The organism is Corynebacterium sp. TAE3-ERU30, from assembly GCF_019209925.1.
GTDB classification, from domain to species: domain Bacteria; phylum Actinomycetota; class Actinomycetes; order Mycobacteriales; family Mycobacteriaceae; genus Corynebacterium; species Corynebacterium megadyptis.
Map to the genome: position 1 here is coordinate 459,516 of NZ_JAHUTO010000002.1, position 16,658 is coordinate 476,173.

Annotated in this window: 13 protein-coding genes; 9 read left to right on the forward strand and 4 right to left on the reverse strand. The window is 65.0% G+C overall.

Going from position 1 to position 16,658, the window contains the following annotated elements:
• Positions 1-57: 57 nt before the first annotated feature.
• On the forward strand, positions 58-2,202 hold the full coding sequence (gene malQ, locus KR227_RS05050; protein ID WP_218364105.1) for a 4-alpha-glucanotransferase: 2,145 nt from the start codon (positions 58-60) through the stop codon (positions 2,200-2,202).
• Between the two features lie 112 nt (positions 2,203-2,314).
• Here malQ and KR227_RS05055 read toward each other — a convergent pair whose 3' ends face one another.
• Positions 2,315-2,620, reverse strand: a complete 306-nt coding sequence (locus tag KR227_RS05055; protein WP_218364399.1) for a hypothetical protein — start codon at positions 2,618-2,620, stop codon at positions 2,315-2,317.
• Between the two features lie 11 nt (positions 2,621-2,631).
• Positions 2,632-4,698, reverse strand: coding sequence for a M3 family metallopeptidase (locus tag KR227_RS05060; RefSeq protein ID WP_218364107.1), 2,067 nt, complete (start codon positions 4,696-4,698; stop codon positions 2,632-2,634).
• Between the two features lie 118 nt (positions 4,699-4,816).
• Between KR227_RS05060 and KR227_RS05065 the strand changes: the two genes are divergently transcribed.
• The 4 genes from KR227_RS05065 to KR227_RS05080 all read left to right on the forward strand — a co-directional run bounded on the left by KR227_RS05065 (position 4,817) and on the right by KR227_RS05080 (position 10,182).
• Positions 4,817-6,241, forward strand: a complete 1,425-nt coding sequence (locus tag KR227_RS05065) for a carboxylesterase family protein (RefSeq protein WP_218364109.1) — start codon at positions 4,817-4,819, stop codon at positions 6,239-6,241.
• A 178-nt stretch (positions 6,242-6,419) separates the two neighbouring features.
• Entirely contained in the window at positions 6,420-7,145 is a 726-nt protein-coding gene (locus tag KR227_RS05070; RefSeq protein WP_218364111.1) for a DUF2786 domain-containing protein, read from the forward strand.
• Positions 7,146-7,194: 49 nt separating this feature from the next.
• Positions 7,195-8,964, forward strand: coding sequence for a maltose alpha-D-glucosyltransferase (gene treS, locus KR227_RS05075; protein WP_151529152.1), 1,770 nt, complete (start codon positions 7,195-7,197; stop codon positions 8,962-8,964).
• A 9-nt stretch (positions 8,965-8,973) separates the two neighbouring features.
• On the forward strand, positions 8,974-10,182 hold the full coding sequence (locus tag KR227_RS05080; protein WP_218364113.1) for a phosphotransferase: 1,209 nt from the start codon (positions 8,974-8,976) through the stop codon (positions 10,180-10,182).
• A 12-nt stretch (positions 10,183-10,194) separates the two neighbouring features.
• Here the strand turns inward: KR227_RS05080 and idi are convergent, their stop codons facing one another.
• On the reverse strand, positions 10,195-10,743 hold the full coding sequence (idi, locus tag KR227_RS05085; RefSeq protein ID WP_218364115.1) for an isopentenyl-diphosphate Delta-isomerase: 549 nt from the start codon (positions 10,741-10,743) through the stop codon (positions 10,195-10,197).
• Between the two features lie 56 nt (positions 10,744-10,799).
• On the opposite strand from idi, the gene KR227_RS05090 reads away from it, so the two are divergent.
• Together KR227_RS05090 and brnQ are read left to right on the forward strand one after the other, a co-directional pair.
• The gene (locus KR227_RS05090; protein WP_218364117.1) at positions 10,800-11,939 is read left to right on the forward strand and encodes a MalY/PatB family protein; all 1,140 of its coding nucleotides are present in this window, start codon (positions 10,800-10,802) and stop codon (positions 11,937-11,939) included.
• A gap of 99 nt (positions 11,940-12,038) precedes the next feature.
• Entirely contained in the window at positions 12,039-13,424 is a 1,386-nt protein-coding gene (gene brnQ / locus KR227_RS05095; protein ID WP_255549102.1) for a branched-chain amino acid transport system II carrier protein, read from the forward strand.
• On the opposite strand, the gene KR227_RS05100 is transcribed toward brnQ, so the two are convergent.
• A complete protein-coding gene (locus KR227_RS05100; RefSeq protein WP_218364119.1) occupies positions 13,421-14,011 on the reverse strand; it encodes a hypothetical protein in 591 nt (196 codons plus the stop codon). The genes brnQ and KR227_RS05100 overlap by 4 nt on opposite strands.
• A 107-nt stretch (positions 14,012-14,118) precedes the next feature.
• Here KR227_RS05100 and KR227_RS05105 point away from each other — a divergent pair, with 107 nt between their 5' ends.
• Entirely contained in the window at positions 14,119-15,696 is a 1,578-nt protein-coding gene (locus KR227_RS05105; protein WP_218364121.1) for an ABC transporter substrate-binding protein, read from the forward strand.
• On the forward strand, positions 15,696-16,643 hold the full coding sequence (locus tag KR227_RS05110) for an ABC transporter permease (RefSeq protein ID WP_218364123.1): 948 nt from the start codon (positions 15,696-15,698) through the stop codon (positions 16,641-16,643). The genes KR227_RS05105 and KR227_RS05110 overlap by 1 nt, the downstream gene beginning before the upstream one ends.
• Positions 16,644-16,658 lie beyond the last annotated feature (15 nt).

Genomic DNA, 16,658 nt, shown 5'->3' on the forward strand with positions numbered 1-16,658 from the left:
CAACGATAGCGGGCAATTATTGCACGATCCTCAGCGGTCAATGGCACTATGGTTCCTGTGAGCTCTAGAGACGAACTTCGTAATTTAGCCAGTACCCTGAGTGTTGCCACGCAGTACACCGCCAACGACGGTTCCGTAGTGGAGGTGAGTGAGGACACCCTCATCTCCATCATTGGGGCCTTAGGTTATGAGCTGTCCGCCGACTCCTCTGAGCAGGAGTTAGCGCAGTTACGCGCCCGCGTGGAGGATGCGGAAGCCACGCGCCCCCTGCCGCGCTGCGTGGTGGCCCGGGAAGGGGATCGCCACTTCTTTAATGTGCATGTGCACGATGGCGCCGCGGCCGATGTGCGGATCCTGCTCGAAGACGGCGGCGAGGTGCGCCCCCGCCAGGAGGATAATTGGACTCCCCCGCGCACCGTCGATGGCTGCGCCTGGGGCGAGGCAACCTTCTCTACCCCCGATGATCTCCCCCTGGGCTGGCACACGCTGCAGTTGCGCTCCGAGGATATCGAGGAGGAGTGCCAGCTGGTAGTCACCCCCACCATGTTGAGCACCACCGCCTCCCTGCGCGAGCAGCCCTGCAGCGGCGTGATGGCGCAGCTCTATTCAGTGCGTTCCGCCGACTCGTGGGGAATCGGCGATTTCCATGATCTCGGCACCCTCGCCGAGGTACTCGCGACGCATGCCGACGCCGACTATGTGCTGGTCAATCCGCTGCACGCGGCCGAGCCTTTCCCGCCGGTGGAGGATTCCCCCTATCTGCCCACCACCCGGCGCTTCATGAACCCGATCTACCTGCACATCGAGTCCATTCCGGAGTATCAGGCCCTCGACGCCCAGACCCAGGCCGAGATCCAGCAGCTGGCCGCGCCGCTGAAGGAGCTCAACCACTCGGGCGGGCTTATTGATCGCAATCCGATCTACGCCACCAAGCTGCAGGTGCTGCGCGAGCTCTATAACACTCCGCGCTCCCCCGAGCGCGAGCAACAATTCCGCGAGTATGTGGAGATGGAGGGCCAGGGCCTCATCGATTTCTCCCTCTGGTGCGCCGAACAGGATCTCGCCGCCGAGGCCGAGCACGCCGCGCAGAATGGCAACCACGCCCTGAGCGAGGATCCGATGGAGGTGGCCGCCTTCTACGCCTGGGTGCAATGGCTCTGCGATGCCCAGATGCGCCAGGCGCATCACCGCGCCCTCGACGCCGGCATGCGCATTGGCATCATGGCCGATCTCGCCGTCGGGGTGCACCCCGGTGGCGCCGATGCCCACACCCTCGCCGAGGTGCTGGCCCCGCAGGCATCGGTGGGTGCTCCACCGGACGCCTATAACCAGCAGGGTCAGGATTGGTCCCAGCCGCCGTGGGATCCCTTCAAGCTGGCGGAGTCCGGCTATGCGGCCTGGCGCGATATGCTGCGCACGATTCTGCGCCACAGCGGCGGCATCCGCATCGATCACATTCTGGGCCTATTCCGCCTGTGGTGGATCCCCCGCATGCAGGCGCCCACCCACGGCACCTATGTGCACTTCGACTACAACGCCCTCGTCGGCATCCTGGTCCTTGAGGCCGAGCGCGCCGGGGCGGTAGTGATCGGCGAGGATCTCGGCACCTTCGAGTCCTGGGTGCAGGATGTGCTCGCCGCGCGCGGCATCATGGGCACCTCTATCTTGTGGTTCGAGTCCGAGCCCGAAGGCGGCGGCCCGCGCCTGCCCGAGCACTACCGCGAGCTGTGTCTCACCTCGGTCACCACCCACGATCTGCCTCCCACCGCCGGCTATCTGGCCGGTACCCATGTGGAGCTGCGGGATCAGCTGGGATTGTTTAGCCGTTCCAAGGAAGAGGAAAACGCCGAGGATCTGGCGTGGCAAAACGAGGTGCTGGAGCGCGTCCGCGAGCGGGGCTACTTCCGCGGGCACAGCCCCGTCGAGACCTTCCTGGGCGCCGAGCGCGGTGAGCGCGGACCGCTGGTGGACTTGGTGGCCGCCCTGCACTGCTATGTGGCCGCCACCCCCTCGCTACTCACCTGCACTGCGCTGGTGGATTTGGTGGGCGATAAGGCAGTACAGAATCAGCCGGGCACCACGAAGGAGCACTACCCCAACTGGTGTGTGCCGCTGCGCACTGCCACCGGCGAGCCGGTGCTTATCGAGGATCTGGCGGATGCGGAGTTCTTCCGCACCATCGCCGCGGCGGCGACGCGTTAGAGATGGCCGAGTAGCGCCATCACCACGACGAATAGCAGCAGCGCGATGAGTGCGAGCGTAACCCGCGACTTGCCATAGGTACTGCGCGGGCGGCGGCGACGGGGCTTATTCTTCATTCGGTGGTGGGCTCTTTCCAGGCGACGGGTTCTTGGTTCATCACGATCTTAGTACCCCGCGCCGCTGGGCCCGGCCGGACGGCCGCGGCGCTGCTGCTGCAGGAGGTGTCCTCGGCGTGCACGCGGGCGTGAATGCGGGAGCCCGCAAGGTCGATCACGCGCAAGAGCACCACCGCCCCAATCCCGCAGAGAACGAGCGTGACGGTGGTGACCACGGGCGCCTGCAGCCACACGGGCAAGGAGACGATCCACTGGCCGAGCTCATTGGTGATCTCAACGTAGATCTCTCGCAGCGCATCCATGGCTATGTAGTTTAGCGGGTCGCTCCCGCCAGGCCGCGCCGCTGCAGGAGCGGCTGGATATCCTTCTCGCGGCCGCGCAGCGTGGTAAAGGCCTCCGTGAAGTCGCGGGAGGCGCCGCGGGAGAGCACCAGCTCCCTAAAACGCTGCCCCGCCGCGCGCACCGAGGCGGCATCGACGCCGCTGAGGCCATCTTCGCTGCGCTCGGCAGCGACGGCGGCGCCCACCTCCTTGAACCATTCGAAGCCATCGGCATCGAGCGCCTCCGCCCAAAGGTAGGAGTAGTAGCCCGCCGAGTAGCCACCGGCGAAGATGTGGTTGAAATAGCGGGTCTGATAGCGCGGGGCGAGGTGCTCCACCTCTAGCCCGGCGTCGCTCAGCGCGGCGCGCTCGAACTCGGCGACGGCCTCCGGGGTGGCGGCGATCTTTTCGGCCGCGGCGGCGCTGAGGCTATGCCAGGCGTAATCGATAATCGCAGCACCCAGGTATTCGCTGGTGGCGAAACCCTGGCCGAAGGTGCGGGAGGCGTGGATCGCGGAGACGAGTTCTGCGGGAATGACCTCGCCGGTGACGTGGTGGCGGGCGTAATTATCCAGCACCACCGGCTCCAGCGCCCAGTTCTCGTTGATCTGGGAGGGGAACTCCACATAGTCGCGGGGCACGCTCGTCCCGGAGAAGCTGGGATAGCGCACCTGAGAGAGCAGCCCGTGCAGGCCGTGGCCAAACTCGTGGAAGAGGGTGGTCACTTCGTCCATGCTGAGCAGCGCCTCGGAACCATCGGCCGGCTTGGTAATGTTCAAGACGTTAATCACCACCGGCTTGGTGCCGAGCAGCTCCGATTGCTCGACGAAGCCGGACATCCACGCCCCGCCGCGCTTGGAGGGGCGGGCATAGTAGTCGGTGAGCAGCAGGCCGATACCGGTGCCATCGCTATCGCGCACCTCCCACACCTGCACATCCTCGTGATAGCCGCGCAGGTCCTCGCGCGGGTGCACGGTGATGCCATAGAGGCGCTCGGCGGCGAAGAACACGCCCTTTTCCACCACGCTGCGCAGCGGGAAGTACTCGCGCAGCTGGGACTCGTCGAGGGCGTAGTCCTGCTCGCGCAGCTTATTTTCCCAATAGGGCCAATCGGCGGCGGTGATCTCCTCGCCGCCGGCCACATCCTGGATGCGCTTGTACTCGCCATGCGCATTAGCTGCGGCGGCCGGGGCGAGATCCCGCAGCAGGGTCCACACCGCGGCGGTATCGGGGGCGGTTTCTTCTTCCACCACCAGCTCGGCGTGGCTGTTATAGCCGAGCAGCTCGGCCTTGCGTGCCCGCAGCTGGGCCATGCGCACCGCCACGGGGGTGGTGGATTCCACGCCGCGGGCCAGCGAGGCCTCGTAGACGCGGCGGCGCGACTCCGGCCGCTCGAGCTGCGCCTGCACAGACTGCACGCTCGGCAGGTTCAGGTGCAGCACATAGCTGCCATCCTCTTCGCGCGCCGAGGCAATCGCCGAGGCCGAAAGCCCAGCGAGCTCCTCCTCGGAGTCGAAGCTGACGGCGAGCTTCTGGGTATCGCTGAGCAGCTGGGAGCCGAAACGCTCCGAGAGCGAGGACAGCTCGCGGTTGAGCTCGGCCAACTCCGCCTTCTTCTCCGCATCGAGGGTGGCGCCGGAGCGGGCAAAAAGCCGCAGATAGTACTCGTGCAGCCGGCGGGACTCCTCATCCTCCGGCACCTCGGCATCGCGCACCAGCTGGTAGAGCTCGGTGTTCTGGATGATGGCGTCGCGGTGGGCCGCCAACTCCGGGGCGAGCTCGGCGGCCAGCTCGAGCATCTCCTCCGTGGAATCGGTATTGCACAGGTTGAAAAAGACCGACTCCACGCGGGCGAGATCGCGCCCCGAGGCCTCGAGCCGCTCTACCACGTCCTCCCAGCCCTCGCTGCGGAGGATCTCGCGGATCTCCTCCTCGTGCCGACGCATGGCCTCAGTAAACGCGGGGCGAAAGTGCTCGAAACGGATGGCGGCGAAATCGGGCAGCTGATAGTCCAGAGTGGAGGGGGACAGCAGCGGGTTGTGCTCAGTGGTAGATGTCATAGCCGCCAATACTAACGAAGACTATCAATAAGGAGCACGCCGGCGAGGCGGCGTCGATAAGCGATCGCCACTGCTTTTCTTGGGGAAAAGACTCGCCCCTGCGATAGCATGGACAGCCATGAGTGAGAACACGATCACCGTATCGACTCCCGCGGGATCGATCCGCGGGAGAGTCTACGAGGACGGGGTGGCCGAATTCTGCGGCATTCCCCACGTGCACTACGAGCAGCCCTTTGACTTCCCCGAGCAGGCCGACGCCGCCACCGAGGTCATCGATGCCACCACCCCACGCCAGCGCCCGGTGGGGCTGAGCGTGATCGCCCCCGTGTCCGCAGTACCGCGCGCAGAGCATGGGGTGCCCGCCGATCTCCCGGTGATCGCCTATGTGCACGGCGGGCGCTACGAATCCGACCACTATGACGGCTCCTGGTATCGCTCCCACGCCTTCGCCCACTCCGGGGCCATCGTGGTCTCTATCGGCTATCGCATGCGGCTCGAGGGCTTCGCCCAATTCCGCGCCGATGAGAGCTTTGCCTACCGCGGGGTCAGTGATGTGCAGCTGGGGCTCGACTGGATCCAGCGCTGCATCGAATCCTTCGGTGGCGACCCCACCAATGTCACCCTGGTGGGCCAATCCGCCGGGGCCGGCATCGCATTGTGGCTGGCCCGGCGCGACCACTACACCGGCACCTTTCGCCGTCTGGTGGCGATGTCGCCCGGTTATCCGCCACAGGATTTCTTCGCCCGCCGCGGCTGGCTGCGCAGCGCCCTCGGCGCCCCGATCACCCAGACCTCGCTGAATAACCTGGCCGCGCGCAAGCCCAGAAAGCTGGCGAAGGGCTATGCCTCGCTGCGGCGGCGCTATTTTTATGGCCCCGCGGTGGGCCCCTATCCCTTCATCCCCGGCGAGCTGGCGGATGTGGATATTCTGCTCACCTACACCGAGCACGAGATGTATCTCGAACCCAGCGCCGCATGGATGGATGAGCACGCGCCGTGGCTGGCGAAGCTCGGGATACGGCTGCTGGCCGGGCAATTCCTGCTGCATAGCGCCCGCAGCTATCTGCACTGGGCGGACACACACTACCCGAAGCAGGTGGCGCGCCGCTTCGCCTCCGATTCCTCTATTACCCGCTGGGTGCAGGCCGCGACAGAGCGCGAGTCCGGCTCTACGTGGCTGGTGCAGTTTGCCGGCGATGCCGAGAACGGCACACCGGCGCTGCACTGCGTGGATCTGCTTCTCGCCTTCGACATGCTGGAGCATTCCTCCCCCATGGTCGCCACCTTCGCCGCGGGCGATCCGCAGCGGCTGGCCCCGCGGGCCGGCCAAGTGCACCAGCTGCTGGTGGATTTCGCACAGGGCCAGCGCCCCTCCTGGCCCTGCCATGAGCCCGGCCGCGGCAACCGGGCGGCGCTGTCGCTGTCCCTAAGCGATCCCGCCGCGCCGCCGCAGGTGGTCAGCGATCCGCTCTACGGGGTGCGCGTGCACTTCCGGCTGCCGGTGCAGCAGCGCAGAGCGGCCCGGCGCGAGGCCTGGGAATAACCACGGTGGCCTGCGGATACTAGCCCGTGGGCGGCGGCAGGCTGTGGATAGAAAAACCCCTTATGCACAGCCCTGCCCGCATTCTGGCCAACGGGCGCCCACGGCGGGGCTCGGGCATTTAGTCTGCGGATACATCACTCATCCGCTTTCTAGCTACACCCACTTCAGGAGATTTCCCATGGCCAGCTCACTCGACACCATCAAAGACAAAATCCAGAAAATCCTCAGCCAGGCCCGCGATCGCGCCGGCACCGAGGAGGGCGATACCTACTTCGCCAAAGCCTTCGAGCTCATGGCGCGCTACGAGCTCGACGAGCGCGACCTCGACACCGAGGATCCCAGCGATACCGTCAGCCATATGCATATCGAGTTCGGCGGCTCCTATACCGATATGCAAAGCACACTGCTCATGGCGATTGCCCGCTCCCTGCATTGCGAGGGCTTCGTCTACTCCACCTACCGCTCGGTGAAAGTCGGCGAGGCTGTGGTCTTTGGCCGCCTCCGGCACCTCGAACGGGTGTCTACCCTCTACACCCTCATCAACCCGATCATGCTGGTGCGGGCCAGCACCCTCCGCCACGATGCCCACAGCGGCGGCTATTCCTCCACGGTGACGCTGCGCCGCAGTTTCATGCGCGGCTTCATCACCATGATCTCCAGCCGGCTCGCCGCAGCCGAGGAGCAGGCCGCCGAGTCCTCCAGCAGCTATGAGCTGGCGCTTATCGACGACGCCTCCCTGGCACGGGCCGCTCGTGCCGAATTTATCGGCGATGCCTCCTTAAGCACCCGCAGCGCCGAGGGCCGGACCTTCGATCCGCACGCCTACTCCCGCGGCATGGACGAAGCGACGGCCACCGATATCGGCCAGCACCGCATTCGCCGGCGGGCCGCCCTCGAAGCCTAAAGGGGATCCGCTGCCGCGCGCGCCGGGAGTTTTCTCTAATCTGGTCTGTATGGCTGAAGACCCTTTGAAACTCGCACACCAGGAGCCCGCCGCTGAAACGGAAGTGGATGCGGAAGGCTATGTCGTAGAACCCTCCTCCGAGGACTATGCCACCCCGAAAATGGCCGAGAATAGCCTCGAGCCGGGATGGTACAAGGAGGCCGTCTTCTACGAGGTGCTCGTCCGCGCCTTCCATGACTCCACAAATTCCGGCTCCGGTGACCTCCAGGGTCTGATCTCCAAGCTGGATTATTTGGAGTGGCTGGGCGTGGACTGCCTCTGGCTTCCGCCCTTCTATGACTCTCCGCTGCGCGATGGCGGCTACGATATCCGCAACTTCCGCGAGGTGCTGCCCGAGTTCGGCACGGTGGATGATTTCGTGGAGCTGGTGGACAAGGCCCACAAGCGCGGCATCCGCATCATTACTGATTTGGTGATGAACCACACCTCCGACCAGCACCCGTGGTTTGTGGAATCCCGCAAGGACCCAGAAGGGCCCTATGGGGATTTCTATGTGTGGAGCGATTCCGACAAGAAATACGCCGATGCCCGCATCATCTTCGTCGATACCGAGACCTCCAACTGGAGCTGGGATCCGGAGCGCGAGCAGTATTATTGGCACCGCTTCTTCTCCCACCAGCCGGATCTCAACTACGAAAACCCCGAGGTCCAGGAAGCCATGCTGGATGTGCTGCGCTTCTGGCTCGACCTCGGCTTGGACGGATTCCGCCTCGATGCGGTGCCCTATCTCTTCGAAGAAGAGGGCACCAATTGCGAGAACCTGCCCAAAACCCACGACTTCCTCAAGCGCTGCCGCGAGGTCATCGACGAGGAGTACCCAGGCCGGGTGCTGCTCGCGGAGGCCAATCAGTGGCCGGCCGATGTGGTGGAATACTTCGGCGAGCCCGTCGAGGGCGATGAGTGCCATATGGCCTTCCACTTCCCCCTCATGCCGCGCATCTTCATGGCGGTGCGACGCGAGTCTCGTCGCCCCATTTCCGAGATCCTCCAGGACACCCCCTCCATTCCGTCCTCGGCGCAGTGGGGTATCTTCCTGCGCAACCACGATGAGCTGACGCTCGAGATGGTGACGGATGAGGAGCGCGCCTTCATGTACGAGCAATTCGCCAAGGAGCCGCGCATGAAGGCGAATGTGGGTATTCGCCGCCGCCTCGCCCCGCTGCTCGAGGGCGATCGCAACCAGCTGGAGCTCTTCACCGGCCTGCTGCTCTCCCTGCCCGGATCCCCGGTGCTCTACTACGGCGATGAGATCGGCATGGGCGATAACATCTGGCTCGGCGACCGCGACGGCGTGCGCACCCCCATGCAGTGGAGCAGCGACCGCAATGGTGGTTTCTCCAAGGCCGATCCGGAGCGGCTCTATCTGCCGGTCATCCAGAACTCCCAATACGGCTACGACGCCCTCAACGTGGAGGCCCAGATGGCTGGGGAGAACTCGCTGCTGCACTGGACCCGCAATCTGATTCAGACCCGCAAGCAGCACTCCGCCTTCGGCTTCGGCGAGTTCACCGAGGTGCCCGCCAAGAACTTCGCCATCCTCAGCTATCTGCTGCGCGATGAAAAGGAAACCCTGCTGTGCGTGAACAATATGTCGCGCCGCCCGCAGGCCGTCTCCCTCGACCTCTCCGAGTTCGCCGGCCGCGTGCCGGTGGAACTCAGCGGCGGCGAGCACTTCCCCGAGATCACCGAGCAGCCCTGGGTGGTCACCCTGGCCCCGCACGGATTCTTCTGGTTCGAACTCACCGATCCCGACGCTTAGGAGCTGATCATGGATTCCGCACTCGCAACCATGCTGGCCGCCCAGCGCTTCTATGGCGCAAAATCTGAGGCCATCACCGATATTGAGGTGGTGCATACCGCCCCGCTCACCGGCAGCGACGACATCAGATGGGTGGTGGCACGCGTACACCGAGCGAGCGGCTCCGATCTATATCAGTTGCTTCTCGACGAGAACAACGCCGATGTGCTCGCCCAGCCGGCCTATGCGGCCCGCATGGGTGAGCTCATCACCAGCGACTCTCTGCCCGGCGGCGGCGCGGTTCATGCCGTGCCCGGCGCCACCCAGCCGCTCCTGCCAGCGGGGGCACTCGGCCGCGTAATCGAGGGCGAGCAATCCAATACCTCCATCATCTTCGGCGAGACGGTGATCGTGAAGTTCTTCCGCAAGCTCGCCGGCGGCATCAACCCCGATGTGGAGCTTCTGGCTGGGCTCTCGGAGCATCACTGCAGCCATATCGCCCCGCTGCGGGGATATCTCACCCACGAGATCGAGGGCGAGACAATGATTACCGGCATGGTGCAGGACTTTGTGCACCACGCCACCGATGGCTGGGTCGATGCCCTCGCCGCGGTCCGCGCGGGCGCGGACTTCTCTGACTCCGCCCGCAACCTCGGTGTGGCCACCGCCGAGGTGCACCAGCTGCTGGCCCGTCATTTCGGCACGGAGACCGTACCCGGCTCCCAGGTGGCCCAGGCCCTCAGCGACCGTTTGGAGGATGTGCTGGCCCAGGTGCCCGATCTGGCGCCCTTCGCGGAGAAGGCGCGGGCGGTATATCAACGCCTACAGGATCTCGAGGTGCCGGTGCAGCGGGTCCACGGCGATCTCCACTTGGGACAAACCCTGAAACAGGGCGAGAAATATATTCTCATCGACTTCGAGGGCGAGCCCGCCCGGCCGCTGGCGGAACGTCGGCGCATGGACAGCCCGCTGCGGGATCTCGCGGGGCTGATCCGCTCTCTCGACTACGCCGCCAATTTCGAGCACGCCGGCACCGCAGAGAGCCGGCAGCTGTGGTCTGATACCGCCACCGCCTCCCTGCTGGACGGCTATCACTTCGATCCAAGCAACCAAGATAATTTCGATATCTTGGATGCGTTCGTGCTCGATAAGGCGCTCTACGAGGTGGCCTATGAGGCCAATAACCGCCCCGACTGGATGTGGCTCCCGCTGGGTGCGGTCCGTTCTATCGCCGGCTAGCTCCGGCCCCTATCAGGGACAGCCCAGTGCATCGCGGAGCGCGCGGTGGCTGAGCTGGTCCACCATCCACGGGCTGAAGGCAAAGCCGGTGGCATCCACCGCGGCCGCCAGCTCGGCCGGGGTGGCCCAGCCATAGGAATCGACCTCGGAAGGGGCGGGCTGCAGCTGGGAGGTGGCGTCGATACGCGCAATGTAGACGGGGCAGAACTCGTGCTCCACGATGCCGCTGGAATCCACCGCGCGATAAGAATAGGTGGGTAGTACCTGCTCGATGCCGTGCAGCCCCTCAATCCCGAGCTCATAGCGGGCGCGGCGCGCGATCGCCGCCACAGCCTCCTCACCGGGGGCGGGATGCCCACAAAAACTATTGGTCCACACCCCCGGCCACGTGGCCTTGCTCAGCGCCCGACGAGTGAGCAGCACCCTGCCCTGCGCATCCTGGACATAACAGGAAAAGGCCAGATGATAGGGGGTGTCCGTGCTGTGCACCTCGGACTTCAGTGCGGTGCCGATGGGCTGATTGTGGCTATCAAGCACAACCACGAGTTCGGGGGCGTTCATACTCACCCACCATAGCGGCTAGGCATAGGCGGTCGGGCACATGCACAATAGAGGCCATGGTTTGTCACTTCCTCGATAACGACACGCTGCGCCGGCGAGGCACACGCAAGTGGAATACCTATGACCCAGCGCTGCTGCCGCTGTGGATCGCCGAATCTGACTTCTCCACCCACCCCGATGTGATCACTGCGCTGCGGCAGGCGGTGGAGCGCGAAGCCTTCGGCTACCCCGTGCAGGTTGAGGGTGTGAAAGAAGGGATGAGCGCCTTCTATCGCCAGCGCTATGGCTGGGCGCCAGAGCCCGAACAGGTGGAGGTCACCGCCGACGTGGTCCGCTCGGTGCAGCTGGCCATTGAGCTGCTCAGCTCACCCGAGGACGCCATCATCGTGCCTGTGCCGGCCTATATGCCCTTCCTCGAGCTGCCGCGGATCACCGGCCGCGAGATGCTGTGTATCGACGCAGACCCCCAGCCCAGTCTGGAGCAGATCCGGCAGGCTCACGCCCGCGGCGGCCGGGTGCTCATTCTCTGCTCCCCACACAATCCCCTGGGCGTGATCTATGAGCGCGAATATCTGGTGCAGCTCACCGATCTCGCCGCCGAGCTGGGCATGCTCGTGATCGTGGACGAAATCCACGCTCCCATCTGCTATGAGCGCCCCTATGTGCCGGTGGCCTCGATGAGCGAGAACGCCCGCCGGGTATGCGTGACCGCCACCGCCACCTCGAAGGCATGGAATATTGCTGGGCTGAAATGCGCCCAAATGTATTTCACCAACCCGGACCACCAGGCAGCCTTTCAGGCGGCGGGGCCGCTGGTCACCGACGGCTATTCCACGCTTGGTCTCGTCGGCGCTGCGGCCGCCTATACCGCCTCCACCGATTATCTCGATGAGCAGCTAGAACTGCTGCGCCGCAATCGCGACTACCTGCTCCACGCCCTACCCGAGGCCCTCCCTGGAATTAAGGCCAGCGCCCCCGAGGCCACCTACCTGATGTGGCTCGACTTCGGCGATACCGCCCTCGCCGAGGGCGAGGAGACGGCCGCGGAATATCTCGAACACCACTGCCGTGTGGTGCTCAACGATGGCGCCACCTTCGCCCCCGCGGGGCGCTATGCGCACTGCGCCCGGTTGAACTTCGCGACCCCGCCGGAGAACCTCGAGACCTTCGTGGAACTGCTGCGTCGGGCACAGTGACGTTGAGCACGCAGCGCATACCGAAGAACGAGTGGTAGGACCAGTACTGCTAGGCTGCTGAGTCGATAGCTCACATTCTGTCTAGAAAGCTCTCTTCCGATGTCTGACTCCGCTCGCTCGGCTGTGCAATCCACGGCAGTGTTCGCCACCCTCACCACGGCGACACTCATGCTGTTCTCGATGTTCTTTGGTGCCGGCAACCTCATTTTCCCGCCCATTCTCGGCGCCCAAGCCGGCACCCACTTCGCCCCCGCCATTCTTGGCTTCCTCGCCGCCGGGGTGGCCCTGCCCGTGGTGTCGATGATCGCGGTGGTGATCTCCGGCGAGGACGTGCTGGACTTATCGCGCCAGGCGGGTCGGTTCTTCGGCGTGGTCTTCCCCGTGCTCATCTATCTCTCCATCGGCGCGTTCTACGCCGTGCCCCGCACCGCGGTGGTGAGCTACTCCACCGCCTTCTCCCCCGTATTCGGCGTGGACTCCCGCGCCGCCACCGTGGCCTTCTCCGCGGTGTACTTCGTGGTGGTCTGGCTCATGTGCTACCGCGAGACCGGCCTGATTGATCGCATCGGCAAGTGGCTCACCCCCGTGCTCCTCATCCTGCTGGTGCTCATGGTGGTCATGGCGCTGCGCCAGCTCGATCCCACTGGGGTGGCTGCCGCCGAGAAGTTCGCCGAGCACCCCGGCCCCACTGGGCTGATCGAAGGCTATCTGACCATGGACTCGGTGGCCGCCCTCGCCTTCGGCATCGTGGTGATCTCCGCGCTGCGCGAAAAGGGCCTGGGCTCCCCCGATGGCATGGGGCTGAAGCGGGGCGCCATCATCGCCGCCGTCGGCGCTGGGGTGCTGCTCGGCGCGGTCTATATCGCCCTCGGCATGGTGGGCCGCGTGGTGCCCAACCCCGAGCAATACGAGGACGGCGCCGCGATCCTCACCGATATCGCCTATGTGACCATGGGCCAGCCTGGGCGTGTGCTCTTCGGCATGGTGGTGCTACTGGCGTGCATCGGTACCGCCGCCGGGCTTATCGGTTCCACCTCCGGGTTCTTCCACCGCCTGCTGCCAGCCGTGAGCTATCAGCAGTGGGTGCTGGTCTTCACCCTCATCTCCTTCGCCGTGTCCACGGTGGGCTTGCAGTCCGTATTGGCGATCGCCGGCCCCATCATCGGCTTCCTCTACCCGCCCGCGATCACCTTGGTGGCCATCACGCTGCTGGCGCCGCTGTGGAAGAGCCGCCGGCTGTTCTACACCTTCCGTCTGGGCGTGTGGGGCGCGGTGGTGTGGTCGCTGCTGGCTTCCCTGTCCTCGGTCGGCGTGGCCAGCGAGAGCATTGAGCGTCTCCTCGGCTGGGCACCGATGCATGAGCAACAGCTCGGCTGGGTGCTGCCGGTCCTCGCCCTCATCATCGTCGGGCTCATCCTCGATAGCGTCCTCCCGCCGCGTCGCCCCCTGCCCGCTCCGGTCCGCGAGACAGTGGTGCCGGCCTAGGCGATCTTGCCGATCTTATTCACCTCGAGCTGCGGATTGTCCTCACGGAGGCTATCCGCCAGCTCATAGGCGGTGGGGCGGCTGCCGCGGGGCAGGCGCACACAATAATCACGCAGAATGGCGGGCACCTCATGGGCCAGCTGGTGCGCGTCCACCCGCTGCTCGATATGCGCCGGCACCAGCGTCATGTAGGTGGTGATCGCCCCGTCGCGATGCTCCGACCAAATATCTACGCGGTGCAGCTGATCGCGGTGAAAGCTCACCCCCGAGGCGGGGATCGTGATCATGCGTCCCACGATCACTCGCCGCCGGCGGGCGTGAAAGACGAAGCGAATAAATTGCAGCAGCGTGATGACCACGCCGACGATCGGTAGAGCCGCCGCCACCCCATAGAGGGTGCGGAGAGTCTCGTGGGTTTCCGCGGCCCACGCCCCCAGCAGCGCCGCCCCGATCAGGCCGAGAACAAGCACAAACACCACGCACAGCGCGGTTGTTTTCGAGCGCAGGATCGCCCCGCCACTCATCCGCACCGCAATGATGTCTCGGTCTGTGCCGCGTCGTGCCGCTGGTTGTCCTGCCTCAGTCATGGGGCTCATTCTAGGCAGGCTTTCTCCCTTAGCCGCGCTTCAACCCGCGTCTGCACCGATCCCCCGCATTCCTGAGAACGCCACTCAGCCGACTAGCCTGTGCAAGTATGAATCTCCCCTCTCGCCGCTCGCGGCGCGACCGCACGGGCCTAAGGACCGCCGCGCTCGCCACGGCACTCGCCGTGGGAGTCAGCGGCTGCAGCGCCGGCTCCACCGCAGTACAGGTGGGCCGCGTGGCTGGGGCTAACGACATTGTGGTGGCTGCCTCGGCGTCCCCAGTCTCCCTCGACTTCACCACCAACTCCGGCGCGGCCATTCCCGGCGCGCTGATGAGCAACGTGTATGAAACCTTGGTGCGCATCGACGATGAGGGCCAGATTGTGCCCTGGCTGGCCACCTCCTGGGAGGTCTCGGAGGATGGTCGCCGCTACACCTTCACCCTGCGCGATGATGTCACCTTTTCCAATGGCGATGCCTTCACCGCCGAGACGGTGAAGTTTTCCATCGACCGCGTCCGCTCCGAGGCGTGGAGCAATGGATTGAAGAAGAAGATGGACATCGTCGAGTCCGTCGAGGTGCTCAGCCCCACCGAGGTCTCGGTGCAGCTGGCGGCGTCGTCGAATCAATGGCTGTGGGATATGGCCACCCTCGTGGGGGCGATGATGACGCCCTCGGCCATGGACACCCTCGCCAGCGCCCCCGTGGGCACGGGCCCCTATGAGGTGGAGAATTTTGCTATCGGCCACTCCATTTCTTTTCGGGCCCGGGATGACTATTGGGGCCCGGCCCCGCAGAACCAGGGCGCTGCGATCCGCTATTTCGCCGATGCAGTGGCGGCCATGAACGCGCTGCGCTCCGGGGACGTGGATGTGGTCTATTCCATGCAGTCGCCCGAGCTGCTCCACACCTTCGACCCCGCCCGCTATACGGTCGAGGTGGGCACCACCAATGGCGAGGTGCTGTTGTCGATGAACAACAACCGCGCTCCCTTCGATGATGTCCGCGTGCGCCAGGCGGTGATGTATGGCATCGACCGCCAGGCCGTGATCGACACCGCATGGGACGGGCACGGTATCGACACCGGCGGCGCCCCGGTGCCGCCCACGGATCCCTGGTATGAAGCCTCCACCCGCTATCCCTTCGACCCGGAGCGCGCGCGGCAGCTCCTCGCCGAGGCGGGCATCGATGAGAGCAATAACCACGTGGTATTCTCCGTGCCCTCGCTGCCCTATGCGGTGGCGGCGAGTGAGATCGTGGTCTCGCAGCTGCGCGATATTGGTTTGGATGTGAGCATCCGCTCCACTGAGTTCCCAGCGGTGTGGCTGAACGAGGTGCTCAAGCAGCAGGATTATGACATGTCGCTGGTGATGCACATCGAGCCGCGCGATATTCCGCAGCTTTTTGGCAATCCCGAGTACTATTTGGGCTTTGATTCGCCCGAGGTGCGCGCCCTGCTGGAGAAGGCCGATCGCGGCACTGCCCAGGAGCAGGTGCGCTATATGAAAGAGGCGGTCGATCAGATCATGGCCGAAGCCGGCGCCGATACCCTCTTTAATTTCCCCAATATTGTGGTTACCGACCGCGCGGTCAGTGGCGTGCGCGCCGATCAGATCACCGAGGGCCTGGAGCTGGCCACGATGCACCGCGACCCCGATTATGGGAAGTCTGGGAAGGAGCGCAGCTAATGTTTCGACTGCTCCTACGCGCGGGCATGCGCTTCGTGCTCACCGCGCTTGTAGCCTCCGTGGTGATTTTCGCGCTGCTACGACTGATTCCCGGCGATCCGGCCGCCATTGCTCTCGGCGTCAATGCCACTGATGAGCTCATCCGCCAAAAGCAGGCGGAGCTCGGCACCGATCGCCCGCTACTGCTGCAGTATCTGACCTGGATTGGCGGGTTTTTCACCGGCCACTGGGGAGTGTCCATGCAATCGGGTGAGGACATCACCCCCATCGTGTGGGACCGGCTGCAGGTGAGCCTGATTCTCATGGGCTGCTCGATGACGCTGGCGCTCATGATCGCCGTGCCACTGGGAATGTGGGCCGCTATTCGACGCCACCGCGCGGATGGAGTGGCCATCACCGCACTGAGTCAGGTGGGGGTGGCACTGCCGAGCTTCCTCGCCGGCATCCTGTTGGTCACGATCGTCTCGGTGCGCTGGGGGCTGCTGCCCGCTAATGGCTGGGTGCCACCCAATGCCGATCCGGCGGGGTTTATCGCCCGGCTCATCCTGCCCACTATGGCGCTGGCCAGTGTGCAGGCGGCCATCATGACCCGCTATGTGCGCTCCGCTGTGCTCGATGTGCTGCACCAGGATTTCATGCGCACCGCCCTCGCCAAGGGCATGACCGTCTGGCAGGCGATGCGCGCCCATGGGCTGCGTAATGCCGCCCTGCCGGTGGTGACGGTCACCGGGCTGCAGATGGCGGCGCTGATCGTGGGCGCGGTCGTGATTGAGCGCGTCTTCGTACTGCCCGGGGTGGGGAGCTATCTTCTCGACGCGGTCACCGGCCGTGATCTCACCGCGGTGCAATCCGTGGTGATGCTGCTCGTGCTCATCACCCTGCTCACCACCTTTATCGTCGATCTGTCCTATAGCCTTCTCGATCCGCGCATCCGCGCCGGTCGCTAACACCGGGAGGGAAGA

Excerpts from the sequence above, each read along its gene's own strand:
- KR227_RS05055 (WP_218364399.1), bottom strand. The coding sequence starts at position 2,620 with ATGGATGCGCTGCGAGAGATCTACGTTGAGATCACCAATGAGCTCGGC.
- KR227_RS05060 (WP_218364107.1), bottom strand. The coding sequence starts at position 4,698 with ATGACATCTACCACTGAGCACAACCCGCTGCTGTCCCCCTCCACTCTG.
- KR227_RS05065 (WP_218364109.1), top strand. The coding sequence starts at position 4,817 with ATGAGTGAGAACACGATCACCGTATCGACTCCCGCGGGATCGATCCGC.
- KR227_RS05070 (WP_218364111.1), top strand. The coding sequence starts at position 6,420 with ATGGCCAGCTCACTCGACACCATCAAAGACAAAATCCAGAAAATCCTC.
- treS (WP_151529152.1), top strand. The coding sequence starts at position 7,195 with ATGGCTGAAGACCCTTTGAAACTCGCACACCAGGAGCCCGCCGCTGAA.
- KR227_RS05080 (WP_218364113.1), top strand. The coding sequence starts at position 8,974 with ATGGATTCCGCACTCGCAACCATGCTGGCCGCCCAGCGCTTCTATGGC.
- idi (WP_218364115.1), bottom strand. The coding sequence starts at position 10,743 with ATGAACGCCCCCGAACTCGTGGTTGTGCTTGATAGCCACAATCAGCCC.
- KR227_RS05090 (WP_218364117.1), top strand. The coding sequence starts at position 10,800 with ATGGTTTGTCACTTCCTCGATAACGACACGCTGCGCCGGCGAGGCACA.
- brnQ (WP_255549102.1), top strand. The coding sequence starts at position 12,039 with ATGTCTGACTCCGCTCGCTCGGCTGTGCAATCCACGGCAGTGTTCGCC.
- KR227_RS05100 (WP_218364119.1), bottom strand. The coding sequence starts at position 14,011 with ATGACTGAGGCAGGACAACCAGCGGCACGACGCGGCACAGACCGAGAC.
- KR227_RS05105 (WP_218364121.1), top strand. The coding sequence starts at position 14,119 with ATGAATCTCCCCTCTCGCCGCTCGCGGCGCGACCGCACGGGCCTAAGG.
- KR227_RS05110 (WP_218364123.1), top strand. The coding sequence starts at position 15,696 with ATGTTTCGACTGCTCCTACGCGCGGGCATGCGCTTCGTGCTCACCGCG.